At 61.9% G+C, this 26,323-nt stretch carries 26 protein-coding genes and 1 pseudogene; 10 read left to right on the top strand and 17 right to left on the bottom strand.

The genetic code is table 11. The features are described 5' to 3' along the window. Positions 1 to 526 precede the first annotated feature (526 nt). Positions 527 to 742, top strand: coding sequence for a hypothetical protein (locus ACV22Z_RS30700; RefSeq protein WP_448080004.1), 216 nt, complete (start codon positions 527 to 529; stop codon positions 740 to 742). Positions 743 to 1,456: 714 nt separating this feature from the next. On the opposite strand, the gene ACV22Z_RS30695 is transcribed toward ACV22Z_RS30700, so the two are convergent. Beyond that, positions 1,457 to 1,726, bottom strand: a complete 270-nt coding sequence (locus ACV22Z_RS30695; protein ID WP_448080003.1) for a hypothetical protein — start codon at positions 1,724 to 1,726, stop codon at positions 1,457 to 1,459. 289 nt (positions 1,727 to 2,015) lie between these two features. On the opposite strand from ACV22Z_RS30695, the gene ACV22Z_RS30690 reads away from it, so the two are divergent. Beyond that, positions 2,016 to 2,270: a hypothetical protein gene (locus ACV22Z_RS30690; RefSeq protein WP_448080002.1), complete on the top strand. Its 255-nt coding sequence runs from the start codon at positions 2,016 to 2,018 to the stop codon at positions 2,268 to 2,270. A gap of 524 nt (positions 2,271 to 2,794) precedes the next feature. Here the strand turns inward: ACV22Z_RS30690 and ACV22Z_RS30685 are convergent. After that, positions 2,795 to 3,220 carry a hypothetical protein gene (locus tag ACV22Z_RS30685; RefSeq protein WP_448080001.1) on the bottom strand — a complete coding sequence of 142 codons (426 nt, stop codon included), beginning with the start codon at positions 3,218 to 3,220 and terminating at the stop codon, positions 2,795 to 2,797. 225 nt (positions 3,221 to 3,445) lie between these two features. Between ACV22Z_RS30685 and ACV22Z_RS30680 the strand changes: the two genes are divergently transcribed. After that, complete coding sequence (locus tag ACV22Z_RS30680; RefSeq protein ID WP_448080000.1) at positions 3,446 to 3,799, top strand: hypothetical protein; 354 nt, start codon at positions 3,446 to 3,448, stop codon at positions 3,797 to 3,799. Positions 3,800 to 4,096: 297 nt separating this feature from the next. On the opposite strand, the gene ACV22Z_RS30675 is transcribed toward ACV22Z_RS30680, so the two are convergent. The 3 genes and pseudogenes from ACV22Z_RS30675 to ACV22Z_RS30665 all read right to left on the bottom strand — a co-directional run. Further along, positions 4,097 to 4,591, bottom strand: coding sequence for a hypothetical protein (locus ACV22Z_RS30675; protein ID WP_448079999.1), 495 nt, complete (start codon positions 4,589 to 4,591; stop codon positions 4,097 to 4,099). A gap of 213 nt (positions 4,592 to 4,804) precedes the next feature. Continuing rightward, positions 4,805 to 5,434: an MBL fold metallo-hydrolase gene (locus ACV22Z_RS30670; protein ID WP_448079998.1), complete on the bottom strand. Its 630-nt coding sequence runs from the start codon at positions 5,432 to 5,434 to the stop codon at positions 4,805 to 4,807. Between the two features lie 104 nt (positions 5,435 to 5,538). After that, positions 5,539 to 5,757: pseudogene (locus ACV22Z_RS30665) on the bottom strand (MBL fold metallo-hydrolase); the annotation flags it as partial. A gap of 284 nt (positions 5,758 to 6,041) precedes the next feature. Here ACV22Z_RS30665 and ACV22Z_RS30660 point away from each other — a divergent pair. Beyond that, positions 6,042 to 7,196: an AraC family transcriptional regulator gene (locus ACV22Z_RS30660; RefSeq protein WP_448079997.1), complete on the top strand. Its 1,155-nt coding sequence runs from the start codon at positions 6,042 to 6,044 to the stop codon at positions 7,194 to 7,196. A 376-nt stretch (positions 7,197 to 7,572) separates the two neighbouring features. Here ACV22Z_RS30660 and ACV22Z_RS30655 read toward each other — a convergent pair whose 3' ends face one another. From ACV22Z_RS30655 to ACV22Z_RS30615, 9 genes are all read right to left on the bottom strand, one after another. Beyond that, on the bottom strand, positions 7,573 to 7,845 hold the full coding sequence (locus ACV22Z_RS30655; RefSeq protein ID WP_448079996.1) for a DUF4148 domain-containing protein: 273 nt from the start codon (positions 7,843 to 7,845) through the stop codon (positions 7,573 to 7,575). 155 nt (positions 7,846 to 8,000) lie between these two features. After that, entirely contained in the window at positions 8,001 to 9,125 is a 1,125-nt protein-coding gene (locus ACV22Z_RS30650) for a porin (protein ID WP_448079995.1), read from the bottom strand. A 121-nt stretch (positions 9,126 to 9,246) separates the two neighbouring features. Continuing rightward, positions 9,247 to 9,444 (bottom strand): hypothetical protein, encoded by a 198-nt coding sequence (locus ACV22Z_RS30645; RefSeq protein WP_448079994.1) that lies wholly within the window; start codon positions 9,442 to 9,444, stop codon positions 9,247 to 9,249. Between the two features lie 194 nt (positions 9,445 to 9,638). Further along, positions 9,639 to 10,022: a BON domain-containing protein gene (locus tag ACV22Z_RS30640; protein ID WP_448079993.1), complete on the bottom strand. Its 384-nt coding sequence runs from the start codon at positions 10,020 to 10,022 to the stop codon at positions 9,639 to 9,641. 127 nt (positions 10,023 to 10,149) lie between these two features. Continuing rightward, positions 10,150 to 11,736 carry a class I adenylate-forming enzyme family protein gene (locus ACV22Z_RS30635; RefSeq protein WP_448080043.1) on the bottom strand — a complete coding sequence of 529 codons (1,587 nt, stop codon included), beginning with the start codon at positions 11,734 to 11,736 and terminating at the stop codon, positions 10,150 to 10,152. A gap of 80 nt (positions 11,737 to 11,816) precedes the next feature. Next, a complete protein-coding gene (locus ACV22Z_RS30630) occupies positions 11,817 to 12,593 on the bottom strand; it encodes an SDR family NAD(P)-dependent oxidoreductase (protein WP_448079992.1) in 777 nt (258 codons plus the stop codon). A 126-nt stretch (positions 12,594 to 12,719) separates the two neighbouring features. Continuing rightward, a complete protein-coding gene (locus ACV22Z_RS30625) occupies positions 12,720 to 13,877 on the bottom strand; it encodes an acyl-CoA dehydrogenase family protein (RefSeq protein WP_448079991.1) in 1,158 nt (385 codons plus the stop codon). A 10-nt stretch (positions 13,878 to 13,887) separates the two neighbouring features. Beyond that, a complete protein-coding gene (locus ACV22Z_RS30620; RefSeq protein ID WP_448079990.1) occupies positions 13,888 to 15,129 on the bottom strand; it encodes a thiolase family protein in 1,242 nt (413 codons plus the stop codon). A gap of 51 nt (positions 15,130 to 15,180) precedes the next feature. Beyond that, a complete protein-coding gene (locus ACV22Z_RS30615) occupies positions 15,181 to 15,966 on the bottom strand; it encodes an enoyl-CoA hydratase/isomerase family protein (protein ID WP_448079989.1) in 786 nt (261 codons plus the stop codon). A 290-nt stretch (positions 15,967 to 16,256) separates the two neighbouring features. Between ACV22Z_RS30615 and ACV22Z_RS30610 the strand changes: the two genes are divergently transcribed. The 6 genes from ACV22Z_RS30610 (at position 16,257) to ACV22Z_RS30585 (ending at position 21,080) form a co-directional block, all read left to right on the top strand. After that, positions 16,257 to 17,312 carry an AraC family transcriptional regulator gene (locus tag ACV22Z_RS30610; protein WP_448079988.1) on the top strand — a complete coding sequence of 352 codons (1,056 nt, stop codon included), beginning with the start codon at positions 16,257 to 16,259 and terminating at the stop codon, positions 17,310 to 17,312. 178 nt (positions 17,313 to 17,490) lie between these two features. Further along, positions 17,491 to 17,790 carry an H-NS histone family protein gene (locus tag ACV22Z_RS30605; protein WP_448079987.1) on the top strand — a complete coding sequence of 100 codons (300 nt, stop codon included), beginning with the start codon at positions 17,491 to 17,493 and terminating at the stop codon, positions 17,788 to 17,790. A gap of 202 nt (positions 17,791 to 17,992) precedes the next feature. Beyond that, on the top strand, positions 17,993 to 18,394 hold the full coding sequence (locus tag ACV22Z_RS30600) for an FKBP-type peptidyl-prolyl cis-trans isomerase (protein ID WP_448079986.1): 402 nt from the start codon (positions 17,993 to 17,995) through the stop codon (positions 18,392 to 18,394). Between the two features lie 388 nt (positions 18,395 to 18,782). Beyond that, positions 18,783 to 19,040 carry a hypothetical protein gene (locus ACV22Z_RS30595; protein WP_448079985.1) on the top strand — a complete coding sequence of 86 codons (258 nt, stop codon included), beginning with the start codon at positions 18,783 to 18,785 and terminating at the stop codon, positions 19,038 to 19,040. A 326-nt stretch (positions 19,041 to 19,366) separates the two neighbouring features. Continuing rightward, the gene (locus ACV22Z_RS30590; protein WP_448079984.1) at positions 19,367 to 20,452 is read left to right on the top strand and encodes a Vgb family protein; all 1,086 of its coding nucleotides are present in this window, start codon (positions 19,367 to 19,369) and stop codon (positions 20,450 to 20,452) included. 91 nt (positions 20,453 to 20,543) lie between these two features. Next, complete coding sequence (locus ACV22Z_RS30585; RefSeq protein ID WP_448079983.1) at positions 20,544 to 21,080, top strand: lipocalin-like domain-containing protein; 537 nt, start codon at positions 20,544 to 20,546, stop codon at positions 21,078 to 21,080. A gap of 145 nt (positions 21,081 to 21,225) precedes the next feature. Here the strand turns inward: ACV22Z_RS30585 and ACV22Z_RS30580 are convergent, their stop codons facing one another. From ACV22Z_RS30580 to ACV22Z_RS30570, 3 genes are read right to left on the bottom strand one after another with little or no spacing between them, the layout of a single operon-like run. Then, positions 21,226 to 21,588, bottom strand: a complete 363-nt coding sequence (locus ACV22Z_RS30580; protein WP_448079982.1) for a copper-binding protein — start codon at positions 21,586 to 21,588, stop codon at positions 21,226 to 21,228. Next, complete coding sequence (locus tag ACV22Z_RS30575) at positions 21,585 to 24,791, bottom strand: efflux RND transporter permease subunit (RefSeq protein ID WP_448079981.1); 3,207 nt, start codon at positions 24,789 to 24,791, stop codon at positions 21,585 to 21,587. The genes ACV22Z_RS30580 and ACV22Z_RS30575 overlap by 4 nt, the downstream gene beginning before the upstream one ends. Next, positions 24,788 to 26,317: an efflux RND transporter periplasmic adaptor subunit gene (locus tag ACV22Z_RS30570; protein ID WP_448079980.1), complete on the bottom strand. Its 1,530-nt coding sequence runs from the start codon at positions 26,315 to 26,317 to the stop codon at positions 24,788 to 24,790. The genes ACV22Z_RS30575 and ACV22Z_RS30570 overlap by 4 nt, the downstream gene beginning before the upstream one ends. Between the last annotated feature and the right edge of the window lie 6 nt (positions 26,318 to 26,323).

Raw genomic sequence — 26,323 nt, 5'->3', positions numbered from 1 at the left:
ACTATCCTTGCGGCCCGCGAGAAACGCGTCGTCGGAAAAGGTGGCGACCACTTGCCACGAATTGACGCTGACACGCGCCGAGTTCGCGCCTCGCTACGGCGTCGTGCTCGCGCTCGTGCTGCTCGGCCCCAGCGTGACAAAAATTGACTGCTATGTGGACGAATTGATGAGTGACAGCGGGCTTCGCACGGTGCGCTGCTATGCCACGTCCATCTCCGGATGGACCGAGAGGCCAGCGAACGCAATGAACCAGCCTCCCTGCTTCATAAGCATGCGAGACAAACGCGTACGTACGCCGGAGAGGGCGCGCTAGGGTGCTATTGATGGGGTATCGAGAGTGGGTGCTGGAAGCAAGTGTCCATAGTTCGCCGATTCGTCTTGATTTACTACACCGCCCCGGGACACACAATTTGGCTCACGAACAATGCGGCTCACGACGAGGTGAGCGATATTAAGTTGTGAATTAATCCTAGGGCAGCAATTGACGGAATTCAACCCACGATGAATATAAATTGGGCGACCACGTATGGCTGAAATCGTTACCGAATACCGATGTCACATCAACGACGCCGAGATTACAAAATCTTTAATACGCAGATTTCAAAGACTCACAGAGTCGGTCGGCGGACAAGTTCACCGGGACGCCTATATCACGCAGGACAGCAAAGCCGGACACATGATTCGTACGGGCGCGGCCAGCCTTTCCGCGCTGATGCAAGCACACACGGCATGGGCACTCTGAGTTCTCCACCAACTGGATAACGGGCGGCGTTCTCAGCCACGGCTGCTTGAATCGTGACGAGTGCCTCGGGCGTCTGCGCGTTCAGGATGACGGCCGTGCGCACCGTACAGTGCTTCAGCAGGTGAAAGGGTGTCTCGGGCAAGGGAATATGCGGAGCAGCGAGGTATCCGCCTGGGCGGTCAGTCGTTCAAAGTCGTCCTGATATCGCAGGACGACATGCTCCCAGCCCGCGTGCTCAAACGCCGTGAATTCGTCTTGGTCCAGGATGGCCTCCGAGATTCTGACACCCGTCACACGACGGTTGCGACCACAAGCCGTCGTTCGACGGCGTTGTCAAGGCACCGACGTACAGACGCAGGCGCGACCGCCTCCTCAAAGGTGCCCGCCCCAAGCCGTCGCGCGAACCTGCGACCTCCTCGGATATTCGCGCCGCGTTCTTTAAATGTTACGGCTCGCTCGTCTCGCCCTCCAAAATCCATTGGCGCTCGCTTTCGGAAAGCCGCTCAATTCGAAGGGTGCCAGCGCCGTGCAGCCCTTTGAATTTACCAGTCCCCGCACTGACTTCCCAGAGACCATTGAAGACAGAGCGCGGCTCACCGCCCTTGCCTGGCACGGTTATTTGTCGGAGTTCTGTCTTGAGATACAGGACGTCGCCGGGACCACGAGTAATCACTAGATAGCCGATTCCTCGCCCGTTCGTGTTCGGGCCCAATGTCACTTCGTGGAATCCCCAGTCCTGCACCGTCGCGCCGCGAAGCCCCCCTCGCTTACGACCTTGCCCGAGCGACGCACCAGCGCGACATAGCGATTGCTGCCATCCACAAATTCCAGCTTTGTGTACTCGTTCGGCAGGCCGGGCTCGCCCTTTTTGATATCAAACCGGAGTTCGGCCGAAAACGGCTTCGCCTGCACTGACGGGTTCGCCGATAACCAATATGCTGCCGCCAGGCCGAACACCACCGCCCACTTTCGAAAATGTCCCATTCCCCCCTCCTCGGAAACGTGTCCGCCTCGTACAAAAGCATGAAGTGTCCCGGCTTCCCAACGGGGGCGCGTGGCAACACGTGCGGAACTTAGGTGTTGGGTTCGGGCGGAGCGGATACGGTGAAGTGTTCGTCTGAATCCAACATCGCGTCGCTCTTTCGCCCACCGCACGCTGGGCGCAACTGAGGCAACCCCGTGCGCAGCCCCTAGCCACATGGCAGAGGGAAAGGTCTATCGCCATCGGCACGGTCGTTGCAGCTGATAGCTGCGACAACCGGAGGTTACCGTCATGAGCATCTTGCTGGGCGTGGCCAAATCAAAACCAACTCGTTATTCACTCGTCGCCGTCGCTGCTATCTCTCTTGCGGCCGTGTGCGGGACCGGCATTGCAGCATTTGCTGGTCTTCTGCCCGCCTCAGATAGCGTAGCCGACGCAGTGACTGCGACACCGTTAATCGACATGCAGGTTGACGCTTCGGTGAACGCGGGTCGCAACCACGGATTGAGCTCCTGCTGCGACGCGCCGCGACATGAGGCACCCTGACGGTTCCTTGCGCGAGCTGCTTGGCCTGCCTGATGCTCCTTCTCGATTCTATTCTTGCGACGCCGCCATCGCGGCGACAACGTGGTCACGCTCGCGTACAGGGTCGAAGTGTGAATCGCGCGGAACACCCGGTTTGTTATCGTCGCGGTAGCACTATTTCAGGAATCTCGCTCGACGCGGCGTAAGCCGGCGGGTGTCCGCACGGGGCAACGGAAATGCATGCCGATTGCCGTCGTCGTAAGCAAAAAGCTCGCACACGGCGAGCTAAAAAAATGGAGGAGACAAGGTAACTTTAGGCAATTATGGCGCACCGCACGCCACGGCACGGCACGGCACGGCAAGTGCAGATACACGGCGCCGCGAACGTTGCCGCAGCGAGCCTGTGGCAAGTCACCCTACGTAGTATCAGAGCTGCATAAGCTCAACAGGCTGGGCTCGACCTCGCGCGCAGAATTTCCCGAACGCGCTTTGTCGCAAAGATTGAGTTTCAACACAACCGATGTTAACTATGAGCGTCGCCAGCATCATGTCGGTGTGAAGACTGTCGCCGGAGTCTCTTCCATTTGTGCGAAGGTGCGCATGAACCGATATGGCTGACCACCAACGACAAACTGATTCCAGCCAGGGCTTGTCTGCTCCAGAATCGCGAGTGCTGTTGCAGCCGCAATTTTTCCGCGTGGCCTAATATCACTCAGCGAATCCGTTACATTGGCGACATATACGGCAAAAGACTGCTCACTGGTTCGCGCAAGAATCACCAGCCCGCCTTCGTCGAGCGACAACTCGAGATACTCTGCAAGAGTCAGCAAGGGCTCGGACTGGTTGTTTACGTTTTCCATATGTTCATGCCCGCATCTGCTGCGTTGCGTTGAGTGCAAGGGCGGCTGCTCCATTGCACGCGGCGTTGCGACATTCCGCTTGCAAGAGATACCTTCCTCGAAGAGTTCCATTCGCCATCGGAAGCAGCGATGCTGGACGTGCTTTCCAAACCGCAGACACCCTGCTCCGACACTTGAGGGTAGTCTACCTCTTGACCTCCGCATCGGTCAGCACCTTGCTAGACTACACCGTCGTGGCCGAATGGAGACGAGATGTGAACGTGTCTCGTCGCCCCGCACAGCCGGCACCGCGCCAATAATGTCACCTTGCACTACGCTCCTCTACCCGAAACAACGATGGACAATCGCCATATAACCCGAATGCCTGATGGGCGCGCTGACTTGCTCTGCTTTCTCGTCGCGACGGCGGCAGCGTCTTACGCACTGACCCAGGAGTGGCGAGTGGACCACGTGGTAGCAAATTGCCGCGCGTGGCTCGCGCGGCATCTGGTGTCTATAGATTGGCTTGAGCGCGTGGAAATCGGACAACTTGCGCTGAAAATCGCCGAAAGTGAGCTCCTGAAAGCAGGCATCGCTGTGCGCCTGTCGAGCGTTCAGGCGCTCTTCACTGACGAAATGGGGCTCAATTACTCCAGCACCATGATTCAGAGAATGCTCAACCTTTGCAGGGAACGCGCTGACTCTCTGTAACCAGGGGGCTACAACAAGGCACGAATGTGCTACTCAGCGCAAATCGAGGCGGACTACAGGACATTCCGGCGTGAATATAAACCGACGGGCCGTATACGCTTCTAATTCCAACACATGCTAAATTGGGCGCGGCGTCATTTCTGTGGCGATTTGACTCCGCCTCATGCCGCCATAATTGTTTACGCGTTGCCTAGGTTCTTGAATTGGCGAGGAAATCGCGACGTCATCCTGGCCGGACCGTTGTGTAAACGGTTCTAATTTCGCTCGGCAGCGACAGCGAAGCCACTCCCCGCAAATTCATGTACGGCTGCGGCACGAACGAAGCCAAAAAAACTGCAACATCGATCCCAGCACGAAAATACCTAGCCACGCGGCGAGTGATCCGCGCACGATTGGGGATTCGGGGCCATTCGCGAGGGGATGGCTAACCGGCAGTCGTGTCAGCGTTTCGTTGATCCCGGGGACCAACAGCAGAAAGAAGCTGAACGTGAATGCGGCCTGGGATAGGTACAGCCGCGCACGCCCCAGGACTTCGATTCGCGGGACGAGTAGTCCGCCCAATGTTGCGAGCAGCGCCAGGATGCCGAGTGCGTGCCCGACATTGAAGCCGCCGGTACTGGACAAACCAAACGATGTGAACACGGACACCACCATCCCTGCCAGGTAAATCCTGGCGGACCGGGTAGTGCTATCGATCTTTTGATATCGGGCGAAGCTATAGAGACCTGCGGCGACCGTCACCAAGCTGACAATGGTGTGACCCGCGCCCAAAGTGGAAATGGGATGAGGCATAGGACGATGACTCCTTCTGAAGGTGTGGCCCCGGATCGCCGTGGCGCTGACGACACGGGAGAACGCAAGGGGTCGATCAATACGCACAACGTAACCAACTAGTTGGTCGATTTATTCGTGTAGGCCATGCCTGTGTCGCCATTCAGGCGCAAGGCGGGTGTCTCGCCGGACTGGCGCAAATCTCGCGGCTCATCAACGTGGCATGCGTCCGCTTCAAGCTTGCAGGGAATACCAGGCGACGTCGTTGTCGTCCACCACACACTTCACAACGCGCCTGGCAATGAGGTAGTTCATACAGGCCACCGCTTCGCCGGTCGCAAGACTCAGTTGCTGCGCATCCTGTTCCCCGATGGGACGGCCGAACAGCGGGGCAAACGCGTCGACGATCCGTTGGGGCCCGTTCGCCAACGATTGGCGCAGTCGATCCAGGGCGCGGTCCTGACCGGATTTGAGCGAGGCCAGGCGTTCATGCAAACCGTAGAAGGGCTCGTTGTGAGAAGGAAGCACAAGCACATCATTGGGCACGCCGTTCATCAGCTTGCCGAGCGACTCGTACCACTCCTGCAGCGGGTTGGCTTGCGGCTCGCTGGCGAACACCGACACATTCGACGAAATCTTCGGTAGCACCGGGTCGCCGGAGATCAGCAGATTCAGATCGGGGCAGTACAGGCAGACATGCTCGGGCGAGTGGCCACCGGTTGTGATGATCCGCCAGTCGTGCTCACCCAGCCGAACCTGGTGGCCGTCCTGCAGTCGCTGATAGCTGTCGGGCAGCGCGTGAATATGCTTGCCGAAGCTGCCGAAGCGGCTGCGATAGCCCTCGATGGCGGACTCTGACCACACCCCGCGCGCCGATGAAACAGCACCCCGTCGCGAGGGGCCTCGCGGTTCGTATCGGCATGCAGGACCCGGCAGGACAGGTATTCAACGCGGCTCATGTGCAGCGGTGCGCCGGTGCGACGCGTGAACCAGCCGGCCAGGCCGATATGATCCGGATGCATGTGCGTGGCGTACACCCCTTGGAGCGGCCGTGCCAGTGGCCCCTGCACCATTAACGCCAACCAGTCGCCCACGGTGTCAGGGGAGTTCAGGCCGGTGTCCACCAGCACCCAGCCATCGGGGGTGTCTATCGCCCATACGTTGATGTGATCGAGCTTGAACGGCATGGACAGCCGGATCCAGCGCACACCGGTGGCAACCTCGACTGTGTGGCGCGGCAAAGGAGGGTCGAATGGGTACAGAAGTGCCATGGCGTCGATCGAGGGAGTCAAATTCCCATGAGTCCACCCGTCCGGAGTGTGGCTTGACCACTCACGTAGCCGGACTCACGAGTTCAGAGCAGAGAGACCGCACCAACGCTGTTCGGCGCGCCCGGTGCGTCCCCAGGGGATCGTCATGCAAGGTATCAAGAGGGCGTCATGCAACTTGGTTCGATACTAGGCAGAAAGTCGTGCGCACACTGGTCCGTGGAGCCAATTCGCCGGTCCGCGCAGCATCCGGGATTTCCCTCTGGACGGCGCTGCGGCGCACGCCTAAGATTGCCCGCAGCATGCATGGCCCTCCTTTTTTGCCTTCCTCCGTCGTCGCCCCCGATCAGCCGAGCGTCATCGCCGGCTACGCGCTGGCGATTGCGCGCGCGCTCGAGCACAAGGGCGTGGACGCGCGCCGTGTGCTGTGTGCGGTCGGGCTCACGGAAGCCGTCAGCAACGACCCTTTGCAGCGCCTTTCGTCGGGCCAGGTCACCGCGCTCTACCGAGCCTGCGTCGAGGTCACACACGACCCGTACTTCGGCCTGACCGTCGGGCGCTTCATCCACGTGTCGAACATCCACGCGGTCGGCTATGCGCTGATGGCCAGTCGCACCCTGCTGGACTTTTGCCTGCGGCTGGAGCGCTACTTCGCGATCGTCTCGCAGTCGGCTGCAGTGCGTGTCGAGCGCAACGCGCAGGAGGTTGCGCTGCGCTTTGGCCATCAGACGAACCTGTGCGGCGAGACCGAAGACGCCTTCAGCGCGTTTCTGCTGCGCTTCATGCGCCTGTTGTACCGGCAGGATTTTTCGCCGCTGCACGTGGAACTGCACCACGCGTGCCCGAGCGAGGGGCCGAAGCCGTACGCCCAGGCCTTCGGCGTGGCACCGACTTTTGGTCATGACGAATCCGCGCTCATCTTCACGGCTGCGGCGATGGAAGATCCGTTGTCGGGCGCCTGCGCCGAGCTCGCTCAGTACAACGACAAGATCGCCGCCGAATACCTTGCCAGGCTGGACCACGCGGACGTGACCGCGCGCGTGCGCGCACGGATCATCAAGATGCTGCCCGCGGGCGACTGCACGCGCCGCAAGCTCGCACAGGAGATGTGCATGAGTCAGGCGACGCTGCAACTGAAGCTCGCGCAGCGCGGCACGAGCTTCCAGGACCTGCTCGGCGAGACGCGCCGCGAGCTGGCGCTGGGCTACCTCGCGCAGCGCAGCCTGTCGGTGACCGAAATCACCTTCCTGCTCGGCTTCACGGACACGAGCAATTTCGCGCGCGCCTTCAAGCGCTGGACGGGCACGTCGCCAACGCTCTACCGGGCGAAGCTGCTACGGGGCGGCGCGGCGGATTAGCGAGTACGCGCCATCCAGTCGAGCACGCGCGCGGCGCCGCACGGCGGCCTCGGCAGCGCGAGCAAATCTGCGGATAAATCGACACTGATGGAAACCTTGCGGGACGACCTGTCCGGCAATGCTTCAGAACTGCCTTCCCCGAATGAAAGAACTCCGCGTCCTGGACCTTGCCGGTCAGGACTTGGAGCGCGTCCGGTGTGGAGTTGAAGAATTCCCATCGACATGGGAATGACGAGGGGTGCGTATGCTTTGCACGACACCCCGTGGCCCGCAGAGGTGACCGCATCCGACGAGTGCGGCCATTCGAGACACAAAGCGCTAACGACAACCAAGCCGAGACAGGCTCGCTGTACCGGCTACCAGCCCATTGCCGCGGCTATTGGCGAATGTTCGTTGCGCCACCGGCCCCCGCGGCCTGCGCGCGTCGCTCCGCCACGATCCGGGCAGCGCGCAGCGCATTTTCGGGATAATTGATCCAGTCGTTCGGATCATAGCCGGCAGCCAGCCAGGCGCGCAGATCCGCCATGACCTCGGCACGCGTCTTCGGGGTCGATTGATCATAGGGATGCGACGCTACCTCCGCGAAAGCGGAGGCTGCACAGGTTGCACCAAGAAGCACACCCAGACCGATGCGAGAGATTTGGTTCATGACAGGGCCCTCCTTTAACAAGGCGGCCCTTTCATTCTAGGCGGCATCGTGCCGCCCATCCCCCTCATTCAGCAAGCGCCCAATCGAAGTTCATCACGTGAATCTGTTCCACGCCACGATGTACCCATTCGTCGAACATGGCGATGACGAAGTCGCTAGAAAGTGTGACGGATGCCCAGCATGGCCGCTGTCGTGCTCATGCCCGGCGCCACGGGCTGGCCAAACGTTATTGGCTGGGTCATCGTTCCCCGGTTGTTCACGTGCCCCACCTGGCCGTAGACGAGCGTCGCCTTCGACAGGTAGTACTCCGCGCCGACTGCAACTTCGGTCGACTTGTTGGTCGAGTTGTTGCGGTCCTTCAGGTAGTACACGCCACTGGTCACCTTGAAGGCAGGTGAGAACTGGTAGCCGAGGCCGGCCGAATACAGGTCGAGGTTGACCAGGTCGGAATGCGCCGGATTCCTGCCGTTCGAATACGATGCGGAAACCGAGAATGCGTGGTACGTGTATAGGGCGCCCACGTAGATGAGGCGGTTATTGGCAAGTCCGGTTGGCACCGTCATCGGGCCGGGATTCGTATCGTGGCCAATGTAGTAGCCAGCCGCAAGACGAAGGCCATAGTTCGAATATTTCAGTACGGCGGACTCTCGCGTACCTCCCTGGAAGCTGCCCGGCACACCTCCGGGGGCATACTCGAGTGCCGCGGACAGGCCGGCGAACTTCGGCGATTCATAGACAATCGCATTGCTGTCGTACAACGCGCCGATTGGCGCATTGGTGCTGATGCCCTGCCAGCCGGCAGCCTGGTTCATGCCGAGCCACGCAGTCAGCGTGCTGCCGAAATAGTGAGCCCCCCGTACGTCTGTCTCGGCCATGGCATAGGCAATCGGCACGATCTGTCGACCGAAGTTTAGTGTACCGAACGGTCCCGACACGCCTACGGTCGCGATCTGGTTGAACTGTGCCACCGCGCCCGGCGTATCGGCCAGGTTGAACTTGCCGGTGCCGCTGTCGAACTCACCTTGCAGTTTGAAATTGACGTGATACCCGCCACCGATGTCCTCTGATCCCTTGAGTCCCCAGGCGCTCGCATAGATGCCGCCATCCTTGTAGCGATAGACCTTGCCAAGGTTCCGCGCCGTCGGGCTCAACGTGGCCGCCGACGTGCTTTGATACAACATCCCGGAATCGATGACACCATACAGCGTCACTGAAGACTGTGCGTGTACTGCACTACCTGTTGCCGCCAGAACGGCCGCAGCGATCCATTTCAATTTCATTCCGTCTCCGGTTTTTTGCTTTAAAGCGGCCTGTTGCGACCGCAGTACGTACTGAACACGTCGGATGTTTCGCCTCAACGCCAACTGCGCTTGTCGAAGGCTTCCTAGTCGCGTTTTGCTACTAGCTAGCTGTCTCCGCCGCCAGAACAACAAGCCATGCGGCGACGGCAGCGCCATGCAGTTCGTGCAAATTCATGTTCCATCCTTCAAGGTGGGCATGCGTACGCAGCGGTTGGTGCATGCCGCCAATGCAATGCAGTCCGTTGGACAAAACACTATTCCTGCGCGGCAGCAGTCGCCGGTCATTTGCGATCAACATTCGGTCTTCCGGATGGAACGAGCCCGGACGCGAAAAAATCTGTCGCGGACAAGCGCACCGGTCGAGAAAAGACGCGAGCAAAAAAGGCCGAGGAGTATGGGTTTCTGACCGGGTGGCCCTGGCGGGTCAACTTCGACGCCAGAACCCGCAAGCTCTTGCACCCTCGCGCCTGCTTCCCCCGATGTGCGAGCTTTTTACGAACCGCCAAACGGCTTTTGCACGCTCAGCTTGTTGGTCACGGAGGTCACCCCCGGAACCCCCTTCGCGATCTCCGCAACCTCATTGATCTGCGAAGCGTCGGTGACTGTGCCGTTCAGCGTCACCGCGCCGCCTCTTGCGACGATGCTGATATTGCCGGCGCTGATCTTCTTGTGCTTGCCGATGGCGGCATACACCTGCCGGCGCAGCGCGCGATTGGCTTTTCTTGCGCTGACGGGAGCCGCCGCGCTTTCCGCAGCGGATGCAGCCGGCATACCGGCAGGTGCACTGGCCGTCTGGCCCGGCTGCGACCATGCGTTGCTGGACGCGGCCAGAATCAATGTGGCAATCGCCAACGCACGTGCCTGAATACTTTTCATCGAGTGCTCCGGTTGTTATGAACGACGAGATCAGAAGATGTGGCGGATGCCGGCAATTAGAGGTTCTTGTCGACGGCGGATGGCATGGCCATGAGTCGACTCCTGCCTGCATCTCAAATGGAACTGTCTAGCTGACCTTGCGCTGCATGTTTTGCCAGTACTTTTCCTTGACCGCGCGCCGCAACACCTTGCCGACCACCGAGGTTGGCAATTGTTCGACAAACACAATCGACTTCGGCGCCTTGTAGCTCCCGAGCTTTTCCTTGACGTGCGCGATAAGTTCGGCGGCGTCGACCGAGGCGTCGGGGCGCAGCATCACTTCCGCGTGCACGGCCTCGCCCCACTCAGGATGGGGAATGCCGACCACAGCGGACATCATGACGGCCGGATGGGAGGCCAGCGCCGCTTCGACTTCGATCGCATAGACGTTGAAGCCGCCGCTGATGATCATGTCTTTCAAGCGGTCGACGATGTGCAGGTAGCCGCCCTCGTCGATGTAGCCGAGGTCGCCCGACTTCCAGGCCCCGTCGGCAAACTCGGCGGCCGTGGTTGCGGAATTGTTGTAATACCCCTTGATGACGGCTCGGCTGCGGATGCGGATTTCGCCGGGTTGGCCGGTTGGCAGCGGTTTGCCCTGCTCATCGGTCACATAAACTTCGACGCCCGGCGTCGGCCGGCCGGCCGAAGACAGATGTTCGCTGCCGCCCTCGGTCTCCTGCCCGATCTCGTGCTCGGCCTTGTCGAGCGTCGACACGAACATCGGGACTTCAGTGGCGGCGTAGACTTGCGCGAAGATGGGGCCGAAGCACGCGATCAGTTCTTCGAGCTTGGCGGGACTCATCGGTGCGGCGCCGTAGATCAGGGTGTTCAGCGAGGAGAAATCGCGTGGGTTGGCGCGCTGCAATTCGAGCAGACGGTACAGCACGGTCGGCACCAGGAACGAATGTGTCACGCGCTGCTGTTCGACCGTTTGCCGCCATTGCTCGAGATCGAGCTGATTGAGCGTCAAATTGGCGCCGCCGGCATAGAAAGTCGGCACGAAACCGACCAGCGTGCCATGCGAGAGTGGCGCCACGTGCAACATGCGTGTGCGGTCGTTGAAGCCGAAATCCGGATTGCCGAAGCCGCCGTCGCGGCAAGCCATCAGATTGTCGATCGAGTACATCGCGCATTTTCCCTGGCCAGTCGTGCCGCCGGTGAAGCGCAACATGAAGATGTGCTCGTCGTCGTCAAGCTCCACGTCGGCGTCGAGTTCGGAGGCGGCGTCGACCAGGCTCCAGAACGCGTGCACGCCGGGGCGCGTGGCCTGTTCCGGTGTCGGATCGTCCATGACGACGATCTCGCAACCGGCTGCGCGCAGCATGGCGTAGTAGCCGTCGAGCAGCCTCGTTTCAATAAAGACGACCTTCGGCCTGACCAGTTCGATCTGGCGCGCATGCTCTTCCGGCGCGTCGCGCAGGTTGGTCATGACCACCGTGCCTTCCTGCTTGAGGACGGTCGGCAGCATGAGCAGGCTCAGGTTGTCGTTTTCCAGGATAAGCAGGAACTTGTCGCCTTTGCCGATCCCGAGCGCATTGCGCAGCGCATCGGCGATGCGGTTGGTCAACAGGTGGTATTCGCGGTAGCTGTAACCGCGGCCGCGCTCCACATTGACGATCGCTTGCCGGTCGCGAAAGCGCAGCGTCATCAGGCGCATGATGCGGCAAAAGTTCATCTTCACGGATGTGTCTCCTTTGTGCTTTTGCCCTCCCTCTTCTTTGGAGGAAGGGCGGCCCTGTCGCCGGTGCAGCGCGTTCAGCGCGCGCGCAGGCGTGACGCAGCGTCCAGGCGGATCGTGTGCGCGTTGAGGTAGGCGTTTTCGATGATGAAAGCGCAGCAGTGCGCGAACTCGCGTATGTCGCCGAGGCGCCTCGGCGCTTCGATCTGCGTCTTCAATGCAGCGACGATCTTTTCGTCGAGCGTCTGCACCATCGGCGTCAGGAACAGGCCGGGCGCAATGGCGTTGACACGGATGCCGACGTCACCGAGTTCCCGCGCCGCCGGCATGTTCATCCCGAGCAGCGCCGCCTTGGAGGCGGCATAGGCGACTTGACCGATCTGCGCCTCGTACGCGGCACCCGACGAGATGTTGATGACCACGCCGCGCTCCTCGCCGGCTTCCGGTTCGTTCCTGACCATCTGCTCGGCGCATTTCGACATGACGTTGAACACGCCGTTGACGTTGACCGCCGTCACCTGCGCGAACTTGGCCAGCGGCGTGGCCTTGCCTTCCTTGCCCAGCACCTTGCACGGTGTGGGCAGCGCCGCGCAATTGATGCAGACGTGAACCGTGCCGAAGCGGGCAGTCACGGCGGCCACCGCGTTCTGCACCGATTCCTCGCTGGCGACGTCGGTTTGCACGAACATCGCGTGTTCGGCGCCGACCTCCTCGACTGCCTTGGCGCCGGCCTCGGCGTTCAGATCGAAGATGGCGACGCGCGCGCCTTTTTCCTGTACCAGATAGCGCGCCGTGGCGAGTCCGAGGCCCGAAGCGCCGCCGGTAATGACGATGACTTTTCCTTCAATGCGCATGATGTGTCCTGTGGATAGGGTTTAGAGGCTGCTGAGAAATTGCCGTGACGTCGCAGTGGCGCCTTGCCGTACTACCCGCACGGGTTTCATCGCCACACCTGGTCACGCTGAATTCGCGTCAGCCCGTTAGAACGCCGGCACGCCGGTCAAGGCGCGGCCGATAATGAGTTGCTGGATCTGGGTCGTGCCTTCCGGAATCGGCGCGATGATCGCCTCGCGCGCGAGCTTCTCGACGAGGAATTCGGTCGTGACGCCGTTGCCCCCATGGATCTGCACGGCCTCGCGGGCGATTTTCACGGCTGCTTCGCAGGCGAAATACTTGGCCATCGCCGCTTCCATCTCGGCCGGCACGCCGGCTTCGATCATCGACGCTGCGCGGTAGGTCAAGAGGCGCGCAGCGTCCACTTTGGTCGCCATCTCGGCCAGCATCGCCGCGATCAACTGGTGACCCGCGATGACCTTGCCGTGCTGACGGCGCTCCTTTGCATAACGAATCGCTTCTTCAAGCGCGCGGCGAGCGATGCCCAGTCCCTGGGCGGCGACGAATACGCGCGACCTTTCGAACAGCGACAGCGTATTGCGCAGCCCCTCGCCTTCGTTGCCGATCATGTTGGAGGCCGGCACGCGCACATCAGTCAGGAAGATCTGCGCGGTGGACTGGCTGTTGAAGCCGATCTTATGGATGCCGCGAACTTCGTACGGGTGTTCCTTGCGGTCGAGCAGAAAATGGGTCAGCCCCTTGCGTGGGTCGTCACTGGTTCGGCAGGTGCAGATCAGGAAGTCCGAGTACTCGCCATTGCTGATCCAGGTCTTTTCGCCGTTGATGATGAAATGGTCGCCGTCGCGGCGCGCGCGCGTCCTGATCTCCAGCACGTTGGAGCCGACATCGGGTTCGGAAATGCCCATCGAGACGAAACTGTCTCCGCTCAACAGGCCGGGCAGATAGCGTTCACGCAAATGCGGGGGCGCGACCTTCTCGAGCAGCACGACGCCAAACGAGTTGATCAGCACCGGCACCGACAGGTCGGCCGAGGTGGTAGCCACTTCCTCGAACAGCATCAGCGACGTCAGCCAATCGAGGCCCATGCCGCCGTTGGCTTCGCTCGCGATGCCCGACACCAGCCCGAATTCCGTCAGCCGGCGCATGATGTCGGCCATCTTGTCGCGTGGCACGAACTTGTCGCGGTATTGCTTGCTGAAGATCGGATCGATCTCGGCGTCGAGGAAGCGCTTCAGTCCATCGACGGCAGCCTGCTGCTCTTCAGTGCGGAATACGTGTCCCATAGCGGACTCCTTATTGTTTCGCCAGAATGTTGACGCCGACCACGGCCTCTTCGATGCCGTACAGGCCGCCGCCGTTTTCCTGGATTGCGATGCGTGCGTCTCGAACCTGACGCTGTCCTGCTTCGCCGCGCAACTGCGTCACCAGTTCGTGAATCTGGCCGAGACCGGTAGCGCCAATCGGATGGCCCTTCGATTCGAGGCCGCCGGACGGGTTGATCGGGATGCGTCCGCCGACCGTAAAGTCGCCGCGCTCGGCCGCGGGGCCGCCTTCGCCGAACGGCACCAGCATCAGCGATTCGGCGTTGAGGATCTCTCCGATCGCCGACGCATCGTGCACTTCGGCAACGTCAACGTCCTGAGGCGCGACGCCGGCCTGTTCGTAGGCCTTCTTCGCCGCGAGGTGCGCGATGATCTTTTGCGGCTCGTCGACACTGCGCGTCGTACCGGTCTGAATGACGCTGGCCAGCACGCGCACTGCGCGGCCAGCCTCGCCCTGCAGGCGCTTCAGGCCGGCGGCGGTGCACAGCACGGCGGCGGCGGCGCCGTCGCTGATCGGCGAGCACATGGTCGTCGTCAGCGGGTAGGTGATCGGCGGCGAAGCCAGCACCTGCTCGATCGTCATTGGCTGCTGGAATTGCGCCAGTGGGTTATGCACCGAGTGCTGGTGGTTCTTGGCCGCGACTGCAGCGATCTGATGCTGCGTGGTGCCATAGCGCTTCATATGGTTGCGAGCGATGGCCGCATAGACATCCATGAACACGCTGTACGGACGGTCGGACATGGTGCCGGGCGGAGGCTCGACGCCTTCGCCCAATGCCAGCAGCGTCTTCTTGTTTTCCTCGACAGTCGAGACGTCCCAGCCGCCGTCGAACGCAGCAAACATCTTGGCCTTGTCGGCGATGTTCATCTTTTCCGCGCCGACGGCCAGCGCCACGTCGCAGGTCCCGGCCCGCAGCGCCTGCACCGCCAGGTTGAATGCCGACGATCCGGAGGCACAGGCGTTTTCGACGGTGAACACCGGAATGCCTGTAATGCCGATGCGGCGCATGGCGATCGGCCCAGGAATCGCGGTCTGCCCCTGGAACTGACCATTGGTCAGCGTCGCATAGAATGCCGAGCCGATGTCGGCTGCTTCTGCGCCGGCATCTTTCAACGCCAGCGTGACGGCCTCGCCGACCATGTCGTATACGCTGCGCTCCAGCAAGCGGCCGAACGGCGTCATGCCGACACCGGCAACATAGATATCGTTCATGTAATTCCCGAAAGAGGAATGAAAAATGCGGTATGAAGAAATCGGGGCGGCTTAACGGCCCTGGAATCGCGGCGCGCGCTTTTCGGCGAATGCCTGCAAGCCCTCCTGCAGGTCGAAGCTGCGCAGATGGCGGCGCAACATGACCTGCTCATGCAGCAAGGCGTCGTCCCGCCCCTTGTCGGCGGAGGTGCGCGCGACTTCCTTCATGCGCCGCAACACGACAGGGCTCTTTCCGGCAATCTGGCCGGCCAGCTTCATCGCTGCGTCGGCCAGTTCGGCGTCGGGATGCACTTCAGATACGAAACCGTAAGCCCTCATCTCAGCCGCCGAAAGCGTCTTGCCGGTCAACAGCAGATACATGGCGATGTTCTGAGGAATCAGGCGCGGCAAAACCGCTGCGCCGCCGGCGCCGGGATAGACGCCAAAGTTGGCATGGGCGTCCCCGATGGCAGCACTTTCAGCAGCGATGACGATGTCGGCGCACATGGCCAGCTCCAGGCCCCCGGCCATGGTTACGCCGTTGAGTGCGGCGATCACCGGTTTGGGGAAATTGCGCAGGCGCGCAAGCGTTGCGCTGGCACGATCGAGGAAATCTGCTTCGCCGGCCTCTGCCTTCTGACTTGCCAGCACCTCCTTCAAGTCCGCGCCGGCGCAGAATGCGGGGCCAGCGCCGGTCAAGACCAGCACGCGACTGTCATCGGCGGCGGCGATCTGCGCCAGCCGGCGGTCCAGCTCGTCCAGCAGCGCAATATTCATCGCATTCATCGCCTTGGGGCGATTCAGCGTCAAGCGCGCGACCGCGCCAGTTGTTTCAAACAGCAATGCTTCTTCGGTCATGACGTCTCCGGGTTATCTGGGAATGTTGTCGTGGCGGAGAGGCGCAGACCTGTCCGCGATAGGAAGCGATCATAGGCAGGGGGAAACAACCGCGCGGCTCTTTGGAGCGAAAAGTGCATTCCGCAAAGCGATCCGCGGTGATCATTCGTGGAACGTGCCGGTGACCAGTGACTGTGGAGGGATGGTCATCGTTCCAGCACGGACGAATGGCGGCCGCGGGGAGCGTGCCTTGACCGGTTCAGCGGCGGTGTAGAATCGACAGCACCACCGCCTGTCGACACCGCCGCGCCTTGAAATCCGTCCGCCAACCCGCCCTCGTCACAACGCAGGAAGCGACGACCATCGGGGGATACTGCACGGCAATCGCCAAGACCCTGGAAGCCAGCGGAATGGACAGCGAGCGCATTTTTCGCTCCGTCGGCGTGCAACCCCACCTGGTGAACGGCCCTATGGTCCGGCTGCCTGTCGCCACCCTGACCCGGCTATACCGAGCCTGCGTGGAGGCCACCAACAATCCGTATTTCGGCCTGTCGGTCGCCCGGCACATCCATATCTCCAATTTGCATGCGCTCGGCTACGCGCTCGCCGCCAGCAGCACGCTGCTCGACTTCTGTCGCCGGCTGGAGCGGCACTTCCGGCTGGTGTCGCAGGCGGCGACCGTTCGTGTCATTGAAGAAGGCGACACAATCGCCTTGCGCGCCACCGATTTCAAGATCGAGGTCTGCGGCGAAACTGAAGACGCATTCGTCGGTTTCCTGGTGCAAACGATGCGCATGTTGTACAAACCGGGGTTCAACCCGCTGTCCGTGGAATTCCATCGTTCAATGCCGCGTGAAGGCGACGAGCCATACCGCGCGCTGATGCGCGCACCGGTCAGTTTTTCGAATCAGGCCACGACGCTGACTTTCGACAGGCATGAGTTGATGCAGCCGCTCGGCGGGGCCTGCCCGGAATTGGCGCAAGTCAACGACAATATCGCGAATCAATATCTTGCACGGCTGGACAAGAGCGACGTGGTGACCGGCGTCACGCAGAAAATCATCGAATTGCTGCCCTCCGGCGACTGCAGCAGGGAGAAGGTAGCCGAAGCGTTATGCGTGAGCCCGGCTACTTTGCAGGTGCGGTTGGCGCAGCGCGGCACCCATTTCCTGCAGATCATGGACGACACGCGCCGGGAACTGGCTTGCAATTACATCCAGCAGCGAACAGGCTCCGTAACCGAAATCGCTTTCTTGCTCGGATTCACCAGCACCAGCAATTTCGCCCGCGCATTCAAGCGATGGACCGGCATATCACCTACGCAATTCCGGGATGATCCACCTGAGTCGGAGGTTTTGTCGCAGTAACACCGATCAAGGGTTCTGTCGCCGGAGAAGCGTCCCTGGAAACGCAATCATTTCCTGTGGACATTTTGCTGGTTTCCAATAGATTCTTTTACGGAGGCCTGGAAAGTTCTGCTTACGGGGCTCCTTCCGTCAACTCAATCCCGCTATCATGTGCGCAACACAACCAGAGGAGGAGCATATGGCCACTTACAAGGAACTGAAAGCTCAAGTGGAAGCATTGACGGAGAAAGCCGAAGCCGCCCGCGTAGCCGAATTCCAAGCCATCGTCGACGACATTCGCGCAAAGGTCGCAGAATACGGCATTACCGAGAAGGACATCTTCGGCGCGCGCCGCGGCCAGTCGGCGAAACAAGCGAAGGCGCCTGCCGAGGCGAAGTATCGCGATCCCAAGACCGGCGCGACCTGGTCGGGCCGAGGTCGTGCGCCTGCGTGGATCAAGGATGCCAAGAACCGTAATCGATTCCTGATTCAGGAGTAACGTTCGGCCGGCCGCGAAAACTAGCAACGATTTGCGTGCGCTTCACGGCATACTGATGCCAGCGAACCCGTGCGTGGGGCTCATCCGACGAAGGAGGTTGTCAGCTCCGCGTCATAGGGTGGCCCTTTGTCACCAGAGGGAAGACGACCTCGACTGACGACCGCGCAAGGCGTTTATTTCCATTGTCAAAGAGGGAGAAGATATGAAAAAGCCGTTGCTTGCAGTCGGTATCCTGGCAATTTTCGCGTCGGCAACACATGCTGCCGGGACCGTCGAAACTCTGCCGTCGGGCATCAAAGTGGAAATCACGCAGCAGGGAACCGGCCCACACCCAACCGCGACCGACGTGGTCAAGGTCCGCTATCGAGGCACGCTTTCCGACGGAACGGAATTCGACAACTCCGCCAAGCACGGTGACGTCGCCACGTTCCCGCTCAATCGAGTCATTCCGTGCTGGACCCAAGGCGTGCAAAAGCTGAGCGTCGGCGGAAAGGCCAAACTCACTTGCCCGCCGGATACGGCATACGGCAATCGCGCCATCGGCCCGATTCCACCGAACAGCACGCTGAACTTCGAGGTGGAACTGGTCGATATCGTCAAGTAGGGCTGCCCCCTCCGAATACTCAACGATTCGATGGTGAATTTTCGGGAACGCACTCGTGCCCACGAGCGCGTCCCTGCATCTGCCGCACCTGATTTCACGGACAGCTTCACCTCACGCACAAGGCGGTGACCAGGGCCTCTTCCAGGGGCCTTGCTACCATCCTCCGATGCGCCCAAAGGTGCGTATCGAGAATGAATCGGTTTGTTACAGCACATTACCGCGCATTACCGCGCGATGCGGCGAGCCGTCTCGATGCAGAGGCCTGCCCCGGGCTTACGCAACCCGTCAGGACCGCGACTGCATGGGCTCTTTGCTTTCAGCCGCCATGCATGCCTTCGCATAGCGCGTCGCTTGAGCGCACAGCGGACGGCCTGCGCAAAGGCTCTGCATGCGCGATGTGCCGCTGAACTGCCGCCACGTATCGGGGATGCAACGTTTTTTGCCCGCTTTTATGCGGCGCGCCCTGCCCAAAGCAAGCGTGCGCGAGGCCACTGAAGCTGCCACACGTCTCGGCACGGTCTTCGCATGCTCTGACATGCTGTCCATGCGCCGGGGGACGTCGTTCGTCCTCCGCGTGCACGCGCGCTATTCCGACAGCCACGTGACCTATACATGTTCGCGCTTCGTCCCGGCTTCGGGTGCGTGAACCGACGGACTGCTCACACGAAAGAACTTCAAACCCCAGTCCATCATTTCGCCGGTTTTCGGTTGTACGGGGTCACCTCAATGCCATCGACCTATGAGGCACGGCGGTTCGTTTCTGTTCGACGCCGAGGGCCTCGACTTCTGCGAAGGAGCGTTGTTGCAGGCAACCGGGATGCATGGCTTTGATCGCAACGACTCGTCTGGCTCGGCAAATTCATTTCGTCAATTTGCGAACAACGGGTCCAACACGCAGTTGGCACACCACGCTGACAACGCGGTGATTTGATTGACGCGTGTCGCGTTGCTGTCCCAAACCAGGAGAGTCTGATGAGAAATTATCGGAGTGCATTGCGCGTCATCCTGCTGTCCGCCGCGCTAGGCGTCGGCGCGTTGACATTGGGTCATTCGGCAAGCGCGCAGGAGTTGTTCATTAGTGATGGACTGAACAATTCCGTCAAGCAGTTCAACGCGTCGAGCGCGACCTATCTTGGCGCCTTCATCGCATCCGGCGCTGACGGGTTAAGCGGGCCGAGGGGAATGATTTTTACCGATGGACAGCTCGTGGTCGTCAACCAGAATCTGCAAAATCCGATCAGCAAAAAGAACCTGCCCGGCGAGATTCTGCGCTTTGACGCCGCGACCGGTACATTCCTCGGCAAACTTGTCGCCTCGAGCGACATGAACGCGCCCTTCGCACCACGCGGCATCGTGCGCGGCGGGCCGGACAACTTCTTCTATGTAGCCGATGACGGTACCAGCGATGACAATTGCGTCAACCAGGGCGATGTGAAGACCTATGACGAGAACGGCGCCTTTCGCGGCAATCTCTACAGGGCAACGTTCGACGCAGCGTTTTACCCGCGTGGCATAGTTTTCGGACCCGACGGTCTGCTGTATGTCTCTGCAAGAGGCTGCCCGCTCTCGAAAGACCCGAGCGTCCCACTCCTTGGCTACGTCTTGCGTTTTGACCCAAGCACCAAAGCATTCATTGACGTGTTCGCATCCGACAAGACCGTCCCCCACCTGCATCGCCCTGAGGGCTTGGTCTTCGACAGCGCAGGCAACCTGTGGGTCACGAGCTTCCGTGCCAGCGCAGGCGACAGTGACAGAATTCTCAAGCTCAACGGCAAGACTGGCGCCGTTCTAGATGAACTCGCGCTGGACGTACCCGGCGGACCCAGAGCCTATGCGCAAGCAATCATCTTCGGGCCGGATGGCAATCTGTTCATTCCCATCACCGGCGGCGACCCCACGAATTCAACGACGGCTGGTCAGGTACTGCGTTACAACACCACGACAAAAGCACTGCCCGTGATCGTTCCTGCGAATTCGGCTGGCGGTCCGCTGCAGCAACCGTGGTACCCAATCTTCAGGAACAGCGATCCCGCGACGCTCAACTACAAGGAAAACTGAAGACTGCGCTCGGACAGCTCGGGTTGGGCCTGGCAACTCAACGGGCCCAACGTTGCCTGTGTCGAAGCTTTTCAGACCAAGGAGGTGTGTCATGAGAATTCCAACTGGCAAGACAGTGCATATAGGGTCGACGATTACGCTGCTCGTCTGTTTGACGCTGCTCGCCGCATCGACGGGTCGGGCGCAGCAAACAGGGCAGTCGATGAAACAGCAACTCGTCGGAACCTGGACATTCGTCTCCGCGAACGAGACGCGAAAAGACGGGACCAAAGTAAACCGCTGGGGCGCAAACCCCAAGGGCAGCCTGATGTTCGATGCCAACGGCCGCTATATCTTCGTCATTGCGCGGTCGGACATTCCCAGGTTCGTGGTCAATTCCGCTATCGAAGGCACCGCGGAGGAAAACAAAGCCGTAGTACAGGGAATGCTTGTCTATTTCGGCACGTATTCCGTGAACGAAGCCGACAAGACGCTCATTACGCATATCGAAGGAAGTTCCTTTCCGAATCTTGTCGGGACCGACCAGAAGCGCGTCATCACATCGCTCACGGCTGACGAACTTAGATACGTCAATCCCGTTTCGTCGATTTCCGGGCAGGCGCATGTCGTCTGGAAGCGGGTGAAGTAGGCGTTCGCGCAAAACGAAGTCATTCGCGCCCCGCCCGACATCAAGCCTCGCGGGGCGCTCGCTCACGGCCAGCGCGCCCGCTCTTCGAAACGCCCCCCGAGCGAGCCGATCACCCAAACCGGCTCGCCCATCGCTCAATCCCCCATCAAGACTGCTTCACCAGCTTCACGATCGTGAGCGTGCCGTTCACGCGCTCGATCCTGACCTTGACCTTGTCGCCCTCGTGAACCTGCTTGACCATCGCCGCGTCCCCGGCCTTGAACGCCATCGTCATCGGCGGCATGCCGACGTTCCCGAGCGCACCGTGCTTCAGCGTGACCATGCCGTTCGCGGTGTCGATCTTCTTCACCTCGGCATCGGTCAGCGCCGAATTCGACGTTGCCGACGACATGCCCGACATCTTCATGCCGGACATGTCCATGCCGGCCATGTCGTCGCCGGCGAATGCGGGTGCGGCGAGCACACCCATCGTGCAAACGGCGGCGGCCATAACAAAAAGCTTCTTCATTGAAATTCTCCAGGTTGGGTTGAAGGCACTTTCATGCCGGAAGGAACTGCATCGATCGTCCGCACGTGGCGTGCCCGTCGCGCACGACGGCGCTGGAGCAGCAGCCACGCTGCGGGGATCACGAACATCGACAGGAGCGGCGCCGTCACCATTCCGCCGACCATCGGCGCGGCGATGCGCTGCATGACCTCGGAACCGGCGCCATGCCCGACCATGATGGGGACGAGGCCGGCGAGCACGACGGCCACCGTCATCGCCTTCGGCCGGACGCGCAGCACGGCGCCTTCGCGAATCGCGTCGAGCAGCAACGCTTCCGTGAGCGGTTCGCCGGCAGCGAGCCTGCGGTTCAGCGCGCCCTTCAGATACAGCAGCATCACGACGCCGAATTCGGCCGCGACGCCGGCAAGCGCAATGAAGCCGACCGACGTCGCGACGGAGACCGCGTGGCCGAGCATCCAGATGAGCCAGAAGCCGCCGACGAGCGCGAACGGCACCGTCGACATCAGCAGCAGCGCATCGGCCGCCGAATCGAAGGTCAGGAACAGCAGCACGAAGATGACGACGAGCGTCACGGGCACGACCGCGCGCAGCTTGGCCGCCGCGCGCTCCAGGTACTCGAACTGCCCGGACCACGCAATCGAATATCCGGGCGGCAGCGCGACCTGCTGCGCAACGGCCTTCTGCATCGCGCGGACAGCCGATTGAAGGTCCGTGTCGCGGATATCGACGTACACGTAACCGGCCAGCCGCGCGTTCTCGCTGCGTATCATCGGCGGGCCGTCGGCGATCGCGATGTGCGCGACGTCGCCGAGCCGGATCTGCGCGCCACGGTCCGTCACGACCGGCAGCTGCCGCAGTTTCTCGAGCGAATCGCGCACGTCGCGCGGGTAGCGGATGTTGATCGGGAAACGCTCGCGTCCCGCGATCACCTCCCCGACGTTCTCGCCGCCTACGGCCGACGTGACGACCGACTGGATGTCGGCAACCGACAGGCCATACCGCGAAGCCGCGAGCCGGTCGATATCGACGTCGATGTAGCGGCCGCCGTTCAGCCGCTCCGCCAGCGCCGACGTCACGCCGGGTACACGTTTCACCGCCGCTTCGACCTGCGTCGCGATGCGGTCGATCTGCGTCAGGTCGGGCCCGGAAATCTTGACCCCGACCGGCGTCTTGATGCCGGTGGACAGCATGTCGAGTCGGTTGCGGATCGGCGGCACCCACACATTCGACAGGCCCGGCACCTTCACGGTCCGGTCGAGCTCATCGACGAGCTTCTCCGGGGTCATGCCCGGCCGCCACTGGCTGCGCGGCTTGAACCGGATCGTGGTCTCGAACATCTCGAGCGGTGCCGGGTCCGTCGCCGTATCCGCGCGCCCCGATTTGCCGAATACCGTCGCCACTTCCGGCACCGTCTTGATGAGCCGGTCGGTCTGCTGCAGCAGTTCCGATGCCTTCTCGGCCGAGATGCCCGGCAGCGCGGTCGGCATGTACAGCAGGTCGCCCTCGTCGAGCGGCGGCATGAACTCGCCGCCGAGCCGGGACAACGGCACGAGCGTCAGCACGAGCGCCACGGCGGCGACGCCGATCGCGGCCCACGGGCGTTCGAGCGTTGCGTCGAGCAGCGGCCGGTACGCGCGAATCAGCACGCGGTTGATGGGGTTCGCATCCTCGTGCGGAATGCGGCCACGCACGAGATACCCCATCAGCACCGGCACGAGCGTCACCGACAGGCCGGCCGCGGCAGCGATCGTGTACGTCTTCGTGAACGCGAGCGGCGAGAACAGCTTGCCTTCCTGTCCTTCGAGCGAGAACACCGGAACGAACGACAGCGTGATGATCAGCAGCGAGAAGAACAACGCCGGGCCGACCTCCGCCGCCGACGTGGCGATGAGTTCCCACCTTTGCGCACCGGTCATCGGCACGCCCGGGTGCGCGTGCTCGTATGCCTCCAGGTGCTTGTGCGCGTTCTCGATCATCACGATGGCCGCGTCGATCATTGCGCCGATCGCGATCGCGATGCCGCCCAGCGACATCAGGTTCGCGTTCACGCCCTGGTAGCGCATCACGATGAACGCGGCCAGCACGCCGAGCGGCAGCGACAGGATCGCGACGAATGCACTGCGCAAGTGGAACAGGAACACCGCGCAGACGAGCCCCACGATGATGAACTCCTCGATGAGCTTGTCCTTCAGGTTGTCCACCGCGCGCTCGATGAGCTGCGAACGGTCGTAGGTCGTGACGACCTCGACACCGGGCGGCAGCGAGCGCTTCAGGTCGGCGAGCTTCGCCTTCACCGCGTCGATCGTGGACAGCGCGTTCTTGCCCGAACGCATGACGACGACGCCACCCGCCACTTCACCCTGCCCGTTCAGCTCCGCAATGCCGCGCCGCATCTCGGGGCCGATCTGGATGCGCGCGACATCGCCGAGCAGCACCGGCGTGCCGGCATCGTTCGTGCGCAGCACGATGTTCCGGAAGTCGTCGAGCGAGCGCAGATAGCCGGACGATCGCACCATGTACTCGGACTCCGCCAGCTCGACCACCGAGCCGCCGGATGCCTGGTTGGCCTTGCCGATCGCATCGGCCACCGTCGCCTGCGTGACGCCGTACGCGCGCAGTTTGTCCGGATCCAGCACCACCTGGTACTGGCGAACCATGCCGCCGATGCTCGCGACTTCCGACACGTCCGGCACGGACTTCAGCTCGAATTTCAGAAACCAGTCGTTCAGCGCGCGCAGTTGCCCGAGGTCGTGCCGACCGGTGCGATCGACGAGCGCATACTCGTACACCCATCCCACACCGGTGGCGTCCGGCCCGAGCGACACCGTCGCACCTTGCGGAAGCCGGCTCTGCACCTGGTTCAGGTATTCGAGCACCCGCGAGCGCGCCCAGTATTGATCGGTCCTGTCGTCGAACAGCACGTACACGAACGCATCGCCGAACGACGAATACGCGCGGATGGTCTTCGCGCCCGGCACGCCGAGCAGCGTGGTCGTCAGCGGGTACGTCACCTGATCCTCGATGACCTGCGGCGCCTTGCCCGAATACGACGCCTTGATGATCACCTGCGTATCCGACAGGTCGGGCAACGCATCGAGCGGCGTCTCCCTGAGCGAATGGACGCCCCAGGCCGTGACCAGCACGGTCGCGAGCAGCACCAGGAACCGGTTGTGAATGGACCAGCGTATGAGACGCGCGATCATTTGGCGCCTCCGAGCGGTTCGACCTTCGTCAGCCGGTAGCCGTCGTCCGCTTGCGTGAACGCGAAGCGCACCGTCTGTCCGGCCTTCACGTCCGGGAACGCACCTGCCGATGGCCTGTTGAACGCCATCGTCATCGCGCCCCAGCCGAGCGCCGGAACGGGCTGATGGGAAAACGTGATGTCGGTGGCGCTCACCTGCTCGACCTTGCCGGTGGTTTCGTAAATTTGCGCAGCGGCGGCCGGGGCCGATGCCGTCTTCCCGGTGCTCGCGCGCGCGCTGTCCTCCAGCCGGGGCAGAACCGATTTGAGGCTGGCCTCGGAGTCGATCAGGAACTGGCCGGATGCGACCACCGTGTCGCCTTCGCTCAGCCCGCCGAGCACCTCGGTTTCGTCGCCGACGTCGTGACCGACCGTCACCGGCACGGGCTGGAGCCGGCCGTCGCCATTCCTGACGATGACGACCGAACGCTTGCCGGTGGCGATGACGGCTTCGGACGGCACGAGCAGGCGTGACTCCGGTGTCCGGCCCGCGACACGAACGCGCATCAACATGCCGGGTGTCAGCCTGAACGCGGGGTTGTCGAGTTCCAGACGCGCCTGCAGCGTGCGGCTGGTGGTGCTGATGCCCGGCAGGATTTCGCGGATACGTCCCGTGAAGTGCCGGGTCGGGTCGCCCGCAAACGTCGCGTCGACCGTCATCCCGGGTTGCGCGTTCAGCGCGAGCGCCTCCGGAATCTCGACGACGAGCCAGAGCGTCGACAGGCCGGAGATCTTCGCGAGTGTCTGGCCGGGCGCGACCATCGCGCCGTCCCGGACATTCAGTTCGCTGACGACGCCGGTTTCGGGCGCGGTCAGCACGACGTGCGTCTGCGCGTGACCGGTCCGGTCGAGGCTCGCGATGATGCTGTCGGGAATCGACATCGCACGCATTCGCGCGCGGGACGCATCGAGCAGGCTGCCGTCCATCCCGCCACGCTTGAGCGCGAGGTACTCCTCCTGCGGCGCCAGCCAGTCCGGCACGAACAGCGACGCAATCGGCGCGCCCTTCGCGACACGCTGCATCGGCGCGCTCGCGTACAGGCGGTCGATGTATCCGGTGACGCGCGACTGCACGACGTCCGTACGCGACTCGTCGAACTGCGTGGTGCCGATCGCATCGAATCCGTCTGCCGTCAGTTGACGGCGAACGGTTGCGTAGCGGATGCCGAGGTTCTGCTGCAGGCCCGGGTCGATCCGGATGCCGGCGGCGCTACCGCCTTCATCCGCATAGGCGGGCTCGAGCTGCATATCCATGAAGGGCGACTTGCCGGGCTTGTCGAAGTGCTGGTTCGGCACCATCGGGTCGTGCCAGTACAGCACTTTCCTGGCGGTCTTGGGGTCGAGCTTGTCGCCTGACGAGGCAGCGACCGTTGCAGCTGACGCAGCGGAGGTTGCCGCGTGGCGTGTGCCCGCAAAGTAGCCAGCCCCGAGCAAGGCTGCGCCGGCGAATACGGTCAACACCGCGCGCGCCAGTGGTTTCCTGATCATGTCGTT

The sequence above is a fragment of the Burkholderia sp. PU8-34 genome, assembly GCF_053427725.1.
The sequence above is the reverse complement of the archived record's forward strand: the minus strand, read 5'-3'. Positions and strand labels throughout refer to the sequence as shown.

Bases quoted from the DNA above. Each gene is read 5' to 3' on its own strand.
- ACV22Z_RS30695 (WP_448080003.1), bottom strand. From the start codon at position 1,726: ATGGGACATTTTCGAAAGTGGGCGGTGGTGTTCGGCCTGGCGGCAGCA.
- ACV22Z_RS30625 (WP_448079991.1), bottom strand. From the start codon at position 13,877: ATGGGACACGTATTCCGCACTGAAGAGCAGCAGGCTGCCGTCGATGGA.
- ACV22Z_RS30580 (WP_448079982.1), bottom strand. From the start codon at position 21,588: ATGAAGAAGCTTTTTGTTATGGCCGCCGCCGTTTGCACGATGGGTGTG.
- ACV22Z_RS30680 (WP_448080000.1), top strand. From the start codon at position 3,446: ATGGACAATCGCCATATAACCCGAATGCCTGATGGGCGCGCTGACTTG.
- ACV22Z_RS30575 (WP_448079981.1), bottom strand. From the start codon at position 24,791: ATGATCGCGCGTCTCATACGCTGGTCCATTCACAACCGGTTCCTGGTG.
- ACV22Z_RS30600 (WP_448079986.1), top strand. From the start codon at position 17,993: ATGAAAAAGCCGTTGCTTGCAGTCGGTATCCTGGCAATTTTCGCGTCG.
- ACV22Z_RS30595 (WP_448079985.1), top strand. From the start codon at position 18,783: ATGCGCGATGTGCCGCTGAACTGCCGCCACGTATCGGGGATGCAACGT.
- ACV22Z_RS30630 (WP_448079992.1), bottom strand. From the start codon at position 12,593: ATGCGCATTGAAGGAAAAGTCATCGTCATTACCGGCGGCGCTTCGGGC.
- ACV22Z_RS30570 (WP_448079980.1), bottom strand. From the start codon at position 26,317: ATGATCAGGAAACCACTGGCGCGCGCGGTGTTGACCGTATTCGCCGGC.
- ACV22Z_RS30605 (WP_448079987.1), top strand. From the start codon at position 17,491: ATGGCCACTTACAAGGAACTGAAAGCTCAAGTGGAAGCATTGACGGAG.
- ACV22Z_RS30615 (WP_448079989.1), bottom strand. From the start codon at position 15,966: ATGACCGAAGAAGCATTGCTGTTTGAAACAACTGGCGCGGTCGCGCGC.
- ACV22Z_RS30700 (WP_448080004.1), top strand. From the start codon at position 527: ATGGCTGAAATCGTTACCGAATACCGATGTCACATCAACGACGCCGAG.
- ACV22Z_RS30645 (WP_448079994.1), bottom strand. From the start codon at position 9,444: ATGTTGATCGCAAATGACCGGCGACTGCTGCCGCGCAGGAATAGTGTT.
- ACV22Z_RS30585 (WP_448079983.1), top strand. From the start codon at position 20,544: ATGAGAATTCCAACTGGCAAGACAGTGCATATAGGGTCGACGATTACG.
- ACV22Z_RS30655 (WP_448079996.1), bottom strand. From the start codon at position 7,845: ATGAACCAAATCTCTCGCATCGGTCTGGGTGTGCTTCTTGGTGCAACC.
- ACV22Z_RS30590 (WP_448079984.1), top strand. From the start codon at position 19,367: ATGAGAAATTATCGGAGTGCATTGCGCGTCATCCTGCTGTCCGCCGCG.
- ACV22Z_RS30640 (WP_448079993.1), bottom strand. From the start codon at position 10,022: ATGAAAAGTATTCAGGCACGTGCGTTGGCGATTGCCACATTGATTCTG.
- ACV22Z_RS30620 (WP_448079990.1), bottom strand. From the start codon at position 15,129: ATGAACGATATCTATGTTGCCGGTGTCGGCATGACGCCGTTCGGCCGC.
- ACV22Z_RS30650 (WP_448079995.1), bottom strand. From the start codon at position 9,125: ATGAAATTGAAATGGATCGCTGCGGCCGTTCTGGCGGCAACAGGTAGT.
- ACV22Z_RS30690 (WP_448080002.1), top strand. From the start codon at position 2,016: ATGAGCATCTTGCTGGGCGTGGCCAAATCAAAACCAACTCGTTATTCA.
- ACV22Z_RS30635 (WP_448080043.1), bottom strand. From the start codon at position 11,736: ATGAACTTTTGCCGCATCATGCGCCTGATGACGCTGCGCTTTCGCGAC.
- ACV22Z_RS30675 (WP_448079999.1), bottom strand. From the start codon at position 4,591: ATGCCTCATCCCATTTCCACTTTGGGCGCGGGTCACACCATTGTCAGC.
- ACV22Z_RS30685 (WP_448080001.1), bottom strand. From the start codon at position 3,220: ATGGAACTCTTCGAGGAAGGTATCTCTTGCAAGCGGAATGTCGCAACG.